The sequence below is a fragment of the Pantoea sp. ACRSB genome, from assembly GCF_022346905.1.
GTDB lineage: Bacteria > Pseudomonadota > Gammaproteobacteria > Enterobacterales > Enterobacteriaceae > Pantoea > Pantoea piersonii.
In genome coordinates, this window is the sequence record NZ_JAKRNL010000004.1 from 309,669 (window position 1) to 325,082 (window position 15,414).

Consider the following 15,414-nt stretch of genomic DNA (forward strand, 5'->3'; position numbering starts at 1 on the left):
CTTGCCGATCTCCCTGAGCGGAGAATACGCCTCTGGCCGCTGGGGGCCGTCATCCAGGCTCATAGCAAACATCGACATATGCATGATCATCATCAGGGAGATAGCCGAGCGCCTCGCGGTCCGCCACGGTGATGCGCAGCCTGGCCAGCACGCGATAGGAGCGCATCAGAGTAGACACCGCGGCCACAGAAGATATAGCGGATTTTATCCGTCTGGTTCTGGGCGAGCCGCCCTCAGCAACCACGGCAGGAGCATGATGGAGCATCAAAAAAAGCCCCAGTTAACCCACTGAGGCTTTTCCCATACAAACCAGGGTTTAGCTAAAGCCAGCGCCCAGCAGCTGTTTTTCAGTACGGCAGCCGGGCATCATCGCCTCCAGACCCGCGATAAGCTCGTCGCTGGCCTGATGCAGCGCATCAATTGGCATTTCCGGCAGGCTCTCCAGAATAAACCACATCTGTTGTGCGCTGGCGTCCAGACGGGTACGCACGCCCTGACGCCAGTTCCAGCGGCGACAGGTCACGCCGATATCGTCGCGCCAGATTACCTCGCCCGGCTCTGGCGTCTCTTCACAGGGTTCGCCTGCGTTCAGGGTATCAAAACGCTCGCTGCCGTTGGCGCGCACCAGACGCGGATTGCCAACATAGGCTGCGGCGTTTTCACCGCCGATCGGCAAGGCGTATTTAATACTGATGGCGTTATAAAGATCGACGACCGGATCAATGGTGGGCAGTGAGCCATCACGGGCCACGCGTTTACGTAAGGCTTCAACCGAACTCGGCGTCCGGGCCGGTTTTGCGCCGAACGCTTTGAACACCTCGCGCCATGCGGATATATGCGCCTCAGCGTAAGGCACATCCTCTGAGACGACAGCGCGGCAGGCGTCATTAAGCGCGTCGCGCGCAATCTGCGGGTGCTTCACCTCGCTCGCTTCAACGAGAATACTGATTGCGCGAAAGCCCGGCGCCAGCGCAATAACGGTGAGTTCAACGTCAGGGGAAAAAGAGAACATCGCTATTCCTTATAAGTAAAGACTGGATGAAGTGTAGCGAGGGATGCCCGCCGCTGCCTCCCTTCCTCTCTGGCGTCGCCGGGTCAGAGCCGCAGGCCAGATAAAAATCCAGGAATATGCTGAATCCATGGCTAATTGCATGCCTTTTGCTGTGCGACTGTATTATTTGTCTATACTGAAACTGGACTTGATAATTTTAGTGAGGGAATCATGAAAAAGACGATTATTGCACTTTCTGCTCTGATGCTGGCTGCTCCGGTTTTTGCGGCTACTACACACGCTACCGATGAAACCGTGGCTGAAGCGCATAAAGGCGCAGACACTGCGAAAGAGAAACTGCACAAAGTGCAGGACACCGGTTCTGAGCAGAAGCTGAAGGCAGAACATGCTGCCGAAGGCAAAAGCGACGCGACCACCAGCAAAATCAGCGAAGGTTCGCAGAAAGCCTGGCACAGCACCAAGCAGGGCAGCGAAAAAGCCTGGGATAAAACCAAGCAGGGCGCTGAAGACCTGAAAAATAAAGCGACAAACTAAAAGAAAATGGCCGGTTGAACCGGCCATTTTTTTCATCCTCTCTCCGCCTTCAGACGCACCGCAGTTCGACCCGCCAGCAATGACACCGCAGCCATCAAAATAATCCCCCAGCAATAGTAGTTAGCCGTCGCGGCAAGGCCCAGCAGCGGCACCGCGAAACCGGCCAGCAGCGCTGGCAGCGCAAAGGCCAGATAGCTCTTTACCAGAAAAGCAGCGAACAGCCCGGCGCGCTCATGACTCTCCGCCAGCGGCATCACGATTTTTATAATGGTTGAAAATACTGAACCGAAACCCTGTCCGGCTACCGCAGTGCCAAAAAACAGCAGCGTCGTCAGATGATGATTAATACCGATCAAGGTCAGGCTAATGCCCGTTATCAGGGTGAGCGTGCCGGTAAACAGCGCGCGCTGCGGCGGCCAGCGGCGGAAGATAAATACCGATGCCGTGGCGCTGAGCATCAGCGTCGCCACCACGGAGCCGCCGACAAACGGCGAAGTCAGCCCGGTCGTGAGGATGACCAGCGTGGGCATCAGCGACAAATAAAATCCGCCCAGCGCCCAGGTCGCCACATTTACCGGCGCCAGCCACAGTAGTGGGCCAAGCGCACGCGGCGGAATGGCGACGTTCGGTTTTAAAGCGCGTAGCGCGCCCGGCACAGGGGATACGGTTTCGGGCATCAGGGGCAGCAGCGCCAGCGCCAGCAGCATCAGCATAAACAGCAGGGCGTAAACCGCAACGGTGGGGAAAGGCGCGAAGGTCACCAGAAGCGCGCCTGTCATTGTCCCTGCCAGCATGCCGAGAAAGGCCGTAATGGAATTCAGCAGCGGGCCGCGCACCTTATCGCCGTCGAGGATCGTCGCGCCAAAAGTTGGGAGCGCGATGCCGGTCGCTACGCCCTGAATAATGCGCGCGGCAATCAGCATTTCCGCCGAGTTCGCCAGCATAAACATCACCAGCGCCAGGGTGTTGCACAAGAGCGCCGCCAGGATCATCACGCGCCGCCCGGTAATGTCGGAAAGGCGGCCAAACGTCAGCAATGCGATAAGCAGGCTAAAGGCATAGCTGGCGAAAATCAGCGTAATGGTGACCGGCGACAGATGGTAGAGGGTATGATAGAGCGGATAGAGCGGCGTCGGCGCGCTGCTGGTCGCGGAGATAAGCGTAGCGCAGACAAAGCTATAAAGCGTAATACGTGCAGCGGCAGCTGCGGGCAGTACTGGCGAAGTGGAAGTCATGATAATCACCTTAAAGCAAAATATTAGCTTTAAGTGAGGTATACTTGCTTTTTTGCGTTAACGCAATATCTTTGCATTAAACAATTTTAGTCGCTTTTAGTTCTTTGCTGAGAGGAAAAAGATGGCCAGGGAGATGATCCGGCAGGGTGGACGCAGCGCGCGCATTCAGGAAGAGGTGCACAAAGCGGTTAACGCGCTGCTGAAAACGCATGACCGCAGCGAACTTACGGTACCGATGGTGGCGGAGTCGGCTGGCGTCACGCCATCTACAATTTATCGCCGCTGGGGCGACCTGTCGCAGCTGCTTGCCGACGTCGCGGTTGCGCATATGCGTCCTGTCGGCGAACCCGAAGACACAGGCGATATGCAGGGCGACATGGCGGCGTTTATCCAGCAGTACGCTGAAGAGATGTCGTCCAAAGTCGGGCGGCAGATGCTCGCCGATATTATTGGCAGCGGCGGCGGCAGCGCGACGGTAAAGTGCTGCGGCTTTACTTATCAGCACCTGGAAACGCTGCAAAATCGCGCGATAAAGCGCGGCGAAGCGGGGTTCTCGGTTGACGAGGCGGTGGATGTTGTCGTTGCGCCGGTGATCTATCACATCCTGTTTGAAGATCGCGACCCCACGTCTGACTATTGTCACGAACTGGTCGCGCGGCTGTTTCAGCGGGGAGAAGGCTAAGGCTGCGTCTGATCTGAACAACAGAGGCCGCGCTAAATAACGACACTATTGTAGTTACAACATACTTTTTATCTGTCAATCAATACGGTCAGCAAAGTGCCCAAGATTGCATAAAACAGCCTGACAGCAAAAAGAGACGAGCGGGACATGACGCTGAAAAGTGCCTGGGTAAAGCCTGTTCTCTTTAAATTCATATGACTTTTACCCGCTGAGAAGGCGAATAATTGATATCGCTCAAAAATAGCAGCGCATTAAGTCGCTATATATTTTTATGAATAACGACAGGCCATGCGTAGAGATGTTTATTTCCGGAAAAAGCTTTATCGTTTTTTTACGCTATAAAAGAAAGAGATTGAGGGAAGGGCAGTTAAAAACGATTTCTGATTTTTATTACAGTTTTCTTTGATGCTTATCAAATTGCCTCGCTGCGCAACTGGTCATCTATTTTTAGGCTGCTAAAATATACCTAAAATTAGGTAGTTAAGCCATTACTCTTATTCCACAACTCAGCGTTACCTTGCGCTGAATCATAAAAGCCCCTACAAATCCTCTTGTTTTTCCGGCCTGCTGCGATAGGCTTATTACCTATTCTACAGGACGGAATATTCGCCGAATAACGACGCCTGATTTAACCGCTATTCCTTTATTACAGGCAAAACGTTTCTGGCGTCGTCATCTGATTCTCATTCAGATTCGTATAAATACGGATTTATTCAGTTTCTCATTTATTAATTTTAAAAACTACTCGCAGACAGCGGGAGAGATCCGTCTGCTGCTTATTGGGAGGATATGTGAGCGTAAAACCTCATTCCACGCACGCCAGGCACAGCGCACTTGAAAACTGGGCGCCGGAAAATCAACAATTCTGGGAAAGTCAGGGTAAACATATTGCCCGGCGTAATTTAATTATTTCCGTTGGCGCGCTGCTGCTCGCGTTCTGCGTCTGGATGCTGTTCAGCACCGTGGCGGTCAACCTTAACCGGGTGGGATTTAATTTCACCGTCGATCAGCTCTTCTTGTTAACGGCGCTGCCTTCTCTCTCCGGGGCGCTGTTTCGCGTGCCTTACTCTTTTGTCGTGCCGGTAGTCGGCGGTCGTCTCTGGACGGTGATCAGCACCGCCGTGTTGATCATTCCCTGCGTCTGGCTGGGTTTCGCCGTTCAGAATCCCAGCACGCCCTATGGCGTGTTTATCATCATTTCGCTTTTCTGCGGTCTGGCAGGCGCTAACTTCGCGTCAAGCATGGGCAATATCAGCCTCTTTTATCCCAAAAGCAAACAGGGTTCGGCGCTCGGTATTAACGGCGGCCTGGGCAACCTGGGCGTCAGCGTAATGCAGCTGATCGCGCCGCTGATTATCGTGGTGCCGTTCTTCGTAGGCGGCGCGACGCTGGAGGATGGCAGCCAGCTGTGGCTCGCGAACGCGGCGTGGATCTGGGTGCCGCTGCTGGCCATCGCCGCTATCGCCGCCTGGAACGGAATGAACGATATCGCCGGCATGCGCGCCTCGCTGCGCGAACAGCTGCCGGTGCTGAAGCAGGGACACCTCTGGACGCTGGGGCTGCTCTATCTGGCTACCTTTGGTTCCTTTATCGGCTTTTCAGCGGGCTTCGCTATGCTGGCGAAAACGCAGTTTCCGCAGGTAGACATTATTCATCTCGCCTTTTTCGGCCCGCTGCTCGGCGCGCTGGCGCGCTCGGCAGGCGGTTTTCTCTCTGACAAATTCGGCGGCGTGCGCGTAACGGCCATCAATTTCCTGCTGATGACGATCTTCTCCGCGCTGCTGTTCCTTACCCTGCCCGGCACCTCCGGCGGCTCGTTCCTGAGCTTCTACGTGGTGTTTATGGGGCTGTTCCTTACCGCCGGTCTCGGCAGCGGCTCAACCTTCCAGATGATCGCGGTGATTTTCCGCCAAATCACGATAGACCGCATGACTGCGCAGGGCCGCAGCGCGCAAGAAGCGCAGCACGCTGCGGTAACCGATACGGCGGCCGCATTGGGCTTTATTTCCGCCCTGGGCGCGGTGGGTGGGTTCTTTATCCCGAAAGCGTTCGGCACCTCACTCACGCTGACCGGTTCGCCCGTCGGCGCCATGAAAATTTTTCTGGTCTTTTACATCGTTTGTCTGCTGTTGACCTGGCTGCTGTATGGCCGTCGCAAAACCAATAACAACTAAGCAGAGCAATGAGCACTAACCATACTGGAGATGCGCAATGAGCAAACTTCTCGACCGCTTCCGCTATTTCAAACAGAAAGGCGACAGCTTCGCAGAGGGACACGGTCAGGTCTATAACACCAACCGTGACTGGGAAGACAGTTACCGGCAGCGCTGGCAATATGACAAAATCGTACGCTCGACGCATGGGGTTAACTGCACCGGCTCCTGCAGCTGGAAAATCTACGTCAAAAATGGCTTAGTCACCTGGGAAACGCAGCAGACCGACTACCCGCGTACGCGCCCCGATCTGCCCAACCACGAGCCGCGCGGCTGCCCACGCGGCGCCAGCTACTCCTGGTACCTCTACAGCGCCAACCGGCTGAAATATCCGCTGGTGCGCAAGGTGCTGCTGGAGATGTGGCGCGAGTCGCTGGCGCAGCACAGCGACCCGGTCGATGCCTGGAACGCCATTATGGCGGACAGCGAAAAGAGCAAAATCTATAAATCGCAGCGCGGCCGCGGCGGTTTCGTGCGCGCCAGCTGGAAAGAGCTGAACCCGCTTATCGCCGCCGCCAATATCTGGACCATCAAACATTATGGGCCAGACCGCATTGCGGGCTTCTCGCCGATACCGGCCATGTCGATGGTCTCCTATGCGGCAGGGACGCGCTATCTGTCGCTGATTGGCGGCACCTGCCTGAGCTTCTACGACTGGTATTGCGATCTGCCGCCGGCGTCGCCCATGACCTGGGGCGAACAGACCGACGTGCCTGAATCCGCCGACTGGTACAACTCTAACTACATTATTGCCTGGGGTTCCAACGTGCCGCAGACGCGCACGCCGGACGCCCACTTCTTTACCGAGGTGCGTTACAAAGGCACCAAAACGGTTGCTATCACGCCTGACTATTCAGAAGTCGCCAAGCTGTGCGATCAGTGGCTGGCGCCGAAGCAGGGTACCGACAGCGCGCTGGCGATGGCGATGGGCCACGTTATCCTGAACGAGTTCCACCTGAAAAACCCCAGCGACTACTTCCTCAGCTACGCGCGTCGCTACACCGATATGCCGATGCTGGTGCTGCTGGAACCGCGCGAAGATGGCAGCTATGTGCCTGGACGCCAGCTGCGCGCGGCGGATCTCGCCGACAACCTCGGCGAAGAGAACAATCCGCAGTGGAAAACCGTGGCCTGTAATCAGGAGGGCGATCTGGTCGTGCCGAACGGTTCGATCGGTTTCCGCTGGGGCGAAAAGGGCAAATGGAACCTTGAGCCGAAAGCGGCGGGTACGGCGATTGAGCTTACCCTCTCGCTGCTCGATCGGCGCGATGCGGTAATGGACGTCGCTTTCCCTTACTTCGGCGGCATCGAAAACCCGCATTTCCGCCATGTAAAACAGGATGAAGTGCTGCTGCATAAAGTGCCGGTGAAAATTCTGACGCTGGCCGATGGACGCCAGCTGCCGGTCGCCTCCGTGTATGATTTGACGCTGGCTCATTACGGCCTGGATCGCGGCCTTGACGACGTTAACTGCGCGCGCGACTACAGCGACGTGCGCGCCTATTCGCCCGCCTGGGCGGAGCAGATTTGCGGCGTGCCGCGCAGCCAGATTGAGAAAATCGCGCGCGAGTTCGGCGAAACGGCGCACAAAACCCACGGACGCTCGATGATTATCGTCGGTGCGGGCATGAACCACTGGTATCACATGGACATGAACTACCGTGGGCTGATCAACATGCTGGTGTTCTGCGGCTGCGTCGGTCAGACCGGCGGCGGCTGGGCGCATTATGTTGGCCAGGAGAAACTGCGCCCGCAAACCGGCTGGACGCCGCTGGCGTTCGCGCTTGACTGGAACCGTCCGCCGCGCCAGATGAACAGCACCTCGTTCTTCTATAACCACGCCAGCCAGTGGCGCTTCGAGAAGCTGCAGGTCAGCGAACTGCTGTCGCCGCTCGCCGACGCCAGCCAGTTCAGCGGCCAGCTGATTGACTTCAACGTGCGCGCCGAACGTATGGGCTGGCTGCCATCCTCACCGCAGCTTGGCATCAACCCGCTGCGTATCGCCGAAGAGGCGAAACGCGCCGGGCAGTCTGAGCAGGCGTGGACCGTCGAGGCGTTGAAGTCCGGCAGGCTGCGTATGGCGTGCGAAGATCCCGACAACGGCAACAACCATCCGCGCAATATGTTTATCTGGCGCTCTAACCTGCTCGGCTCCTCGGGTAAAGGCCACGAATATATGCTGCGCTATCTGCTCGGCACCGAGAGCGGCATTCAGGGCGAACCGCTGAGTGATGAAGACGATCGCCCGGAAGAGCTGGAGTGGCGCAGCGCCGCGCTGGAAGGCAAGCTCGATCTGTTAGTCACCCTCGATTTCCGCATGTCCAGCACCTGTCTCTTCTCCGATATCGTGCTGCCTACCGCCACCTGGTACGAGAAAGACGATATGAATACCTCGGATATGCATCCGTTTATTCATCCTCTTTCCGCGGCGGTCGATCCTGCCTGGGAGTCAAAAAGCGACTGGGAAATCTATAAAGGCATCGCGAAAACCTTCTCTGAACTTTGCGTCGGCCATCTCGGCGAAGAGACCGACGTCGTGTTGCAGCCGCTGCAGCACGACTCCCCCGGCGAGCTGGCGGCAGGCGAGGTGCGCGACTGGAAAAAAGGCGAATGCGATTTGATCCCGGGCCAGACCGCGCCGCAGATTATCAGCGTGCAGCGCGACTATCCCGCCGTCTACGAACGCTTTACCTCTGTCGGGCCGCTGCTGGAAAAACTGGGCAACGGCGGCAAAGGCATCAGCTGGAACACCGATAAGGAAGTCGATCTGCTACGCCGCCTCAACTACACCAAAGCGGACGGCGTCGCCAAAGGCCAGCCGATTATCAACAGCGCCATCGACGCCGCCGAGGTGATTTTAACCCTGGCGCCGGAAACCAACGGCCAGGTTGCGGTTAAAGCCTGGCAGGCGCTGGGCGAGTTTACCGGCCGCGACCATACCCACCTGGCGCAGCCGAAAGAGGAAGAGAAGATCCGCTTCCGCGATATTCAGGCGCAGCCGCGCAAAATCATCTCCAGCCCAACCTGGTCTGGCCTGGAAGATGAGCATGTCTCTTACAACGCCGGCTACACCAACGTGCATGAGCTGATCCCATGGCGCACGCTCTCTGGCCGCCAGCAGCTTTATCAGGATCATCCGTGGATGCGCGCCTTCGGCGAAGCGTTCTGCGCCTACCGTCCGCCGGTCGATACGCGCAGCGTGCAGAACCTGGGTCATATCCCCTCTAACGGTTTCCCGGAGAAGGCGCTTAACTTCCTGACGCCGCACCAGAAATGGGGCATTCACTCCACCTACAGCGAAAACCTGCTGATGCTGACCCTGTCACGCGGCGGCCCCATTGTCTGGATGAGTGAAACGGATGCGAAAGAGCTGGGCATTGAGGACAACGACTGGATCGAGGTGTTCAACGCCAACGGCGCGCTGACGGCGCGTGCAGTGGTCAGCCAGCGCGTCCCGGCCGGCATGACCATGATGTATCACGCCCAGGAGCGCCTGATGAATATTCCGGGTTCGGAAGTAACTGGCCAGCGCGGCGGCATTCATAACTCCGTGACGCGCGTCTGCCCGAAACCGACCCATATGATCGGCGGCTACGCCCAGCTGGCTTACGGCTTCAACTATTACGGCACCGTCGGCTCCAACCGCGACGAATTTATTATGGTGCGCAAGATGAACAAGGTGAACTGGCTGGATGACGAAGGCCGCGATCAGGTACAGGAGGCGACAAAATGAAAATCCGCTCTCAGGTCGGCATGGTGTTGAATCTCGATAAGTGCATCGGCTGTCATACCTGTTCCGTCACCTGTAAAAACGTCTGGACCAGCCGCGAAGGGATGGAATACGCCTGGTTCAATAACGTGGAAACGAAACCCGGCGTCGGCTATCCCCACGCCTGGGAAGATCAGGAAAAATGGCGCGGCGGCTGGATCCGCAACATTAAGGGCCGTCTGGAGCCGCGCCTCGGCAACCGCTCCTCGGTACTGATGAAAATCTTCGCCAACCCGGTGGTGCCGGGCATTGATGATTACTACGAGCCGTTTACCTTCGACTACCAGCATCTGCACACCGCCAAAGCGGGCAAAAGCCAGCCGACAGCGCGCCCGCGCTCGCTGATTAGCGGGCAGCGCATGGACAAAATCCACGGCGGCCCGAACTGGGAAGAGATCCTCGGCGGCGAGTTCAGCAAGCGTTCGGCGGATAAAAACTTCGATGCGATGCAGAAGGAGATGTACGGACAGTTCGAAAACACCTTCATGATGTATCTGCCGCGCCTGTGCGAACACTGCCTGAATCCCGCCTGCGCGGCAACCTGTCCCAGCGGCGCGATCTACAAGCGCGAAGAGGACGGCATTGTACTGATCGACCAGGACAAATGCCGCGGCTGGCGTCTGTGCGTCAGCGGCTGCCCCTATAAAAAGATCTACTTCAACTGGAAGAGCGGCAAGTCGGAAAAATGCATCTTCTGCTATCCGCGCATTGAGTCGGGTATGCCGACCGTCTGCTCGGAAACCTGCGTTGGCCGCATTCGCTATCTCGGCGTGCTGCTGTATGACGCCGACAAGATCGCCGAAGCTGCCAGCACCGAGCATGCAACCGATCTTTACGAACGTCAGTGCGACGTCTTCCTCGATCCCAACGATCCGCAGGTGATCGAAGAGGCGCTGAAGCAGGGCATCCCGCAAAACGTTATTGATGCCGCGCAGGCATCCCCGGTGTGGAAGCTGGCGATGGACTGGAAACTGGCGCTGCCGCTGCACCCTGAATATCGCACGCTGCCGATGGTCTGGTATGTGCCGCCGTTGTCGCCGATCCAGTCAGTGGTGGATGCGGGCGGACTGGTATCGCAGAGCAGCGTGCTGCCGGACGTCGAAAGCCTGCGTATTCCGGTGCAGTATCTCGCCAACCTGCTGACTGCTGGCGATACCGCGCCGGTGCTGCGCGCCCTGAAGCGCATGATGGCGATGCGTCACTACAAACGCGCGCAGAGCGTGGAAGGGGTGACCGACACGCGCGCCATTGCAGAGGTGGGACTGAGCGAGGCGCAGGTAGAGGAGATGTATCGCTACCTGGCGATCGCTAACTACGAAGACCGCTTCGTGATCCCCACCAGCCATCGCGAACTGGCGCGCGAAGCCTTCCCGGAGCGCAACGGCTGCGGCTTTACCTTTGGCGACGGCTGCCACGGCAGCGACACCAAATTTAACCTGTTCAACAGCCGCCGTATTGACGCGATCAATATCGGCGATAAAGCGGGAGGCGAATAATGGCGCTGATTAAAATTGTCGCCCTGCTGCTGGAGTATCCCGACGAGGCGCTCTGGCAGCATCAGGACGACGTTCGCGAACCGGTCAGCGCGCAGGATCCGGCGCTGCTGCCCTTTATTGACCGCTACTTCGCCACGCCGCCGCTCGATATGCAGGAGGAATGGTGCGCGCTGTTCGAACGCGGCCGCGCGACCTCGCTGCTGCTGTTTGAGCATGTGCATGCGGAGTCGCGCGATCGCGGTCAGGCGATGGTCGATCTGATGGCGCAGTATGAGCGCGCCGGACTGGAGCTGGACTGCCGCGAACTGCCGGATTACCTGCCGCTCTATCTGGAGTATCTCAGCCTGCAGCCGGAGGCTGAGGCGCAGCAGGGACTGCTGGATGTTGCGCCGATCCTGGCGCTGATCGGCGGGCGCCTGAAAGAGCGCGGCAGCGACTTCAGCGCCTTATTCGATACGCTGCTGAGGGTGGCGAACAGCCCGCTGAGCAGCGAAAGCGTGGCGGCTCAGGTCGCCAGCGAGACGCGTGACGATACGCCCGCCGCGATGGATGCGGTCTGGGAAGAGGAGCAGGTGAAGTTTATGGATAACAACGCCTGCGACGGCTCGGCGCAACAGCAACATCAGCGGCGTTTTCGCGACGAAACCGCGCCGCAATATCTCGATCTCTCCGGTGGAGGAACAGCCTGATGCACTATTTAAACGTGTTGTTCTTTGATATTTACCCTTATCTGTGCGGCACCATCTTCCTTGTCGGAAGCTGGCTGCGTTATGACTACGGTCAGTACACCTGGCGCGCCTCATCCAGCCAGATGCTGGATAAAAAGGGTATGCGCTTCGCCTCGAACGTGTTTCATATCGGCATTCTCGGCATCTTCTTCGGCCACCTGTTTGGCCTGCTGACGCCGCACTGGATGTATGAGCCGTTCCTTGCCATCGCCACCAAGCAGAAAATCGCCATGGGCGCGGGCGGCGTTTTCGGCATTATGACGCTGGTGGGCGGCTTCCTGCTGCTGAAGCGTCGTCTGCTTAACCCGCGCATCCGCGCCACCTCAACACGCGCCGATATCGTCATCATCGGTATTCTGGTGGTGCAGTGTACGCTGGGCCTGACCTCGATCCTCTTCTCTATGCAGCACCTCGACGGCGTGGGCATGATGAAGCTGGTCGGCTGGGCGCAGGCGATTGTGACCTTCCAGGGCAACGCCTCGCACTGGCTGGATGGGGTAGAGTGGATTTACCGCGTGCACCTGATCCTTGGTATGACGATCTTCCTGGTGTTTCCCTTCACGCGTCTGGTTCACGTCTGGAGCGCGCCGGTGGAATACTTCACGCGCCGGTATCAGGTGGTAAGAGCCCGCCGCTAAGCGTTACCTTCAGCGCCAGCCATTTCTGCGGCTGGCGCACTATTGCTCCCGCCGCTGATTGACATTTTCTTAACGCTGTCGCGTCTTTACAGTAACTGAGATAACGCCGCTTTTTTTAATTTAATTAACATTTTTATTAACTCCTTTTAGTTTCACACTGTGACAAGGATCGCTTCCCTCCCTACGCTTAATCTCAGGCATTAATAAAAGGTGAAGCGTGCATGTTGATAAAAATGAAGCGAGAGCGATCGCATACTGAAGACCGTTATCTTGCTGTCTGGCTGGCGACGGCGGCTGGTGTGCTGAATGCCATGGCGTTAGGCGCATTTGGTTTTTTTCCCTCTCATATGTCGGGCAATACCTCTCAGCTCTCCAGCGAAGTGAATAACAGCGATCTGCGCGATCTCACTTTTCTCGGCTGCCTGCTGCTTGCCTTTGTCGCGGGTGCGGTAACGGCGCGGCTGGCGGTTATCGCCGGTCTTAAACACAATCTGCGCACCATATTCTGCCAGGTGCTGGCGGTGGAAGGGGTGGCGCTGCTCTGTCTGTCGCTGTTCGAAATCTTTTTCTACTCCTCCGGCAATAACCGTGAAGTGCTGGTGCTGCTGGGTTTTCTGATGGGCGTGCACAATTCCACTTCGACGCAGTTATCTAACGGCCGCGTGCGCGCCACCCACATTACCGGCACCCTGACCGATGCGGGCATCTCGCTGGCGTCGGTGCTGAGCGCTATGCTGCGGCGCGATCCGTCGAAAAACGCGCACGCGCAAAAGAAGCAGTTAAAAACGCACCTGACAACCATTTTTTCATTTCTGGGCGGCGGCATCATCGGGCTGTGGCTGTTTCGACTGGCGGGCTTTCACGCCATGGCTGCGCTGGGCGCGACGCTTATTCTGCTGGCGCTCTCCTCTATGGCGCTGACCCTGATAAAAGTAAGAAGAACCGCTTTCGCTGTAAGACGCTGAACCTTCCTGGCGAATAACCGGTAAGCATACATCAGGATTTTTGTTACATATCAATACGTAACTCTGACGGACGCAACTGATGACCTGCCTATACTTTCATCAGTTGCGCATCCTGCTTACCGGCCCGTCAGGGCCTCTTCCTGCGAGGTTATTATGATCACGCTTCATCACGCGATTAAGATCGCCGCACCGCGCCCGGCGGTATACGCTGCACTGACCGATATCGAACAGATGGCCGCCTGGCATGCGGGCGAAATTAAAGGGAAAATTGCTGAAGGTGAAATCCTGACGCTGCGCCCAAAACCAGAAACCCACTTTAGCTGGCGTACTGAGACGCTTGAGCAAGACAAACACATTGTTCAGACCTCGCTGATTGAAACCGACAGCCACGCCGGAAAGACCCTCTCTTTTCAGCTCTCCGATCTAGAAGATGGCCGCACGCTGGTTGCGCTTACGCATGGCGAATGGGCCACGGACGATCCCCACCTGCCGTTTTGCAACACCTACTGGGGAGAAGTGCTGTTTCAGCTAAAAACGTATCTGGAAACCGCTTAAGGAGAAGCTGCTATGCCACAGAAAAAACCCACCACCTGGCGCCTGGTCAAACCCGGTGAATCACATCCGCAGGGCTGGAAAGTGCCGCCGGTTAACGATCTGCGTTCCGCTATTGAACTGCTTAAAACCCTGCCGGGCCACTATATTGAAACCGATCGCGAGGTTGACCCCAACGCTGAACTGGCGGGCGTTTATCGCTATATCGGCGCAGGCGGCACCGTGATGCGCCCGACGCGCATCGGCCCGGCGATGACCTTCAATAAGATCAAAGGCTTTCCCGACGCGCGTGTGCTGGTGGGATTGATGGCGAGCCGCGAGCGCGTCAGCGCGCTGCTGGGCGCGCCGGTGCGCGAACTGGGCATACAGATGGCAGAAGCGCGCAAGAACGTGACGCCGCCGGTGATGGTCGATAAGGCCCAGGCGCCCTGTCAGGAGGTGGTTTATCGCGCCGAGGATGAGGGTTTCGATCTGCGCAAGATCCTGCCCGCGCCGACTAACACCAGTGAAGATGCCGGCCCCTATTTCTGCCTGGGGCTGGTGCTCGGCAGCGATCCTGACGATCGCGATAACGCAGACGTCACCATTCATCGTCTCTGCGTACAGAGCAAAGATGAGCTTTCTATCTTCTTCGCGCCGGGACGTCATATCGACGCTTTCCGTCAGAAAGCGGAAGCGGCAGGCAAACCGCTGCCGGTGTCGATCAATATGGGGCTGGACCCGGCTATCTACATCGGCGCGGAGTTTGAAGCGCCAACCACGCCGTTCGGATTCAACGAACTGTGCGTAGCGGGCGGTCTGCGCGGCAAGCCGGTGGAGCTGGTAGAGTGCCTGAGCGTTAACCAGCGGGCGATTGCGCGCGCTGAGGTGGTGATAGAAGGGGAGATCCTGCCGGGCGTGCGCGTCAAAGAGGATCAAAACAGCCAGACCGGCAAGGCGATGCCGGAGTTCCCTGGCTATACCGGTGAAGCTAATCCCGCGCTGCCGGTTATCAAAGTGAAGGCGATCACCACGCGGCGCAATCCCATCCTGCAAACCCTGGTAGGGCCGGGCGAAGAGCACGTCAGCCTGGCGGGGATCCCGACCGAGGCGAGCATTCATATTGAATGCGAAGACGCGCTGCCGGGACTGGTGAAAAACGTTTATGCGCACAGCGCAGGCGGCGGTAAGTTCCTGGCGGTGCTACAGGTGCAAAAACGCAACGCAGGGGACGACGGCATGACGCGGCAGGCGGCGCTGATTGCGCTGGCGGTCTACCGGGAGTTGAAAAACGTGATTCTGGTGGATGAGGATGTCGATCTCTTCGACACCGATGACGTGCTCTGGGCGATGCAAACGCGCTATGTCGGCGATCTCGATACCCTGTTTGTGCCGGGCGTCGCGGGCCATGTTCTCGATCCGTCGCAGCAGCCGTTCTACGACCCGCGCCTGACGGCAAAAGGTACTACCAGCAAAACTATCTTTGACTGCACTGTGCCTTATCATCTGAAAGAGCACTTTATCCGCGCGCAGTTTAAAGAGGTTGATCCCAGCCTGTGGGCGCCGGAGCTGTTCGGTAAGCAATAATCCCGAGGCAATAAAAAAGCCGGT

General features: G+C 57.5%; 12 protein-coding genes. 10 read left to right on the forward strand and 2 right to left on the reverse strand.

Annotated elements, in window-relative coordinates:
• Positions 1 to 316 precede the first annotated feature (316 nt).
• Positions 317 to 1,012, reverse strand: coding sequence for a B3/4 domain-containing protein (locus MHZ89_RS14725; protein ID WP_311783621.1), 696 nt, complete (start codon positions 1,010 to 1,012; stop codon positions 317 to 319).
• Positions 1,013 to 1,222: 210 nt separating this feature from the next.
• Here MHZ89_RS14725 and MHZ89_RS14730 point away from each other — a divergent pair, with 210 nt between their 5' ends.
• On the forward strand, positions 1,223 to 1,546 hold the full coding sequence (locus tag MHZ89_RS14730) for a hypothetical protein (protein WP_311783622.1): 324 nt from the start codon (positions 1,223 to 1,225) through the stop codon (positions 1,544 to 1,546).
• Positions 1,547 to 1,578: 32 nt separating this feature from the next.
• Here MHZ89_RS14730 and MHZ89_RS14735 read toward each other — a convergent pair whose 3' ends face one another.
• Positions 1,579 to 2,781, reverse strand: coding sequence for an MFS transporter (locus MHZ89_RS14735; RefSeq protein ID WP_311783623.1), 1,203 nt, complete (start codon positions 2,779 to 2,781; stop codon positions 1,579 to 1,581).
• A 121-nt stretch (positions 2,782 to 2,902) separates the two neighbouring features.
• Between MHZ89_RS14735 and MHZ89_RS14740 the strand changes: the two genes are divergently transcribed.
• The 9 genes from MHZ89_RS14740 (at position 2,903) to MHZ89_RS14780 (ending at position 15,390) form a co-directional block, all read left to right on the forward strand.
• Complete coding sequence (locus MHZ89_RS14740; RefSeq protein ID WP_311783624.1) at positions 2,903 to 3,463, forward strand: TetR/AcrR family transcriptional regulator; 561 nt, start codon at positions 2,903 to 2,905, stop codon at positions 3,461 to 3,463.
• A gap of 791 nt (positions 3,464 to 4,254) precedes the next feature.
• Complete coding sequence (locus MHZ89_RS14745; RefSeq protein WP_311783625.1) at positions 4,255 to 5,637, forward strand: NarK family nitrate/nitrite MFS transporter; 1,383 nt, start codon at positions 4,255 to 4,257, stop codon at positions 5,635 to 5,637.
• 37 nt (positions 5,638 to 5,674) lie between these two features.
• Positions 5,675 to 9,409: a nitrate reductase subunit alpha gene (locus MHZ89_RS14750; RefSeq protein WP_311783626.1), complete on the forward strand. Its 3,735-nt coding sequence runs from the start codon at positions 5,675 to 5,677 to the stop codon at positions 9,407 to 9,409.
• Positions 9,406 to 10,941 (forward strand): nitrate reductase subunit beta, encoded by a 1,536-nt coding sequence (narH, locus tag MHZ89_RS14755; RefSeq protein ID WP_311783627.1) that lies wholly within the window; start codon positions 9,406 to 9,408, stop codon positions 10,939 to 10,941. The genes MHZ89_RS14750 and narH overlap by 4 nt, the downstream gene beginning before the upstream one ends.
• Complete coding sequence (gene narJ / locus MHZ89_RS14760; RefSeq protein WP_311783628.1) at positions 10,941 to 11,630, forward strand: nitrate reductase molybdenum cofactor assembly chaperone; 690 nt, start codon at positions 10,941 to 10,943, stop codon at positions 11,628 to 11,630. The genes narH and narJ overlap by 1 nt, the downstream gene beginning before the upstream one ends.
• Positions 11,627 to 12,307 (forward strand): respiratory nitrate reductase subunit gamma, encoded by a 681-nt coding sequence (gene narI / locus MHZ89_RS14765; protein ID WP_311783721.1) that lies wholly within the window; start codon positions 11,627 to 11,629, stop codon positions 12,305 to 12,307. Before narJ ends, narI begins: the two co-directional genes overlap by 4 nt.
• Positions 12,308 to 12,528: 221 nt before the next feature.
• Complete coding sequence (locus MHZ89_RS14770) at positions 12,529 to 13,272, forward strand: YoaK family protein (RefSeq protein ID WP_311783629.1); 744 nt, start codon at positions 12,529 to 12,531, stop codon at positions 13,270 to 13,272.
• Between the two features lie 153 nt (positions 13,273 to 13,425).
• Positions 13,426 to 13,827 carry an SRPBCC domain-containing protein gene (locus MHZ89_RS14775; RefSeq protein ID WP_311783630.1) on the forward strand — a complete coding sequence of 134 codons (402 nt, stop codon included), beginning with the start codon at positions 13,426 to 13,428 and terminating at the stop codon, positions 13,825 to 13,827.
• A 12-nt stretch (positions 13,828 to 13,839) separates the two neighbouring features.
• The gene (locus tag MHZ89_RS14780; RefSeq protein WP_311783631.1) at positions 13,840 to 15,390 is read left to right on the forward strand and encodes a UbiD family decarboxylase; all 1,551 of its coding nucleotides are present in this window, start codon (positions 13,840 to 13,842) and stop codon (positions 15,388 to 15,390) included.
• Positions 15,391 to 15,414: the final 24 nt, after the last annotated feature.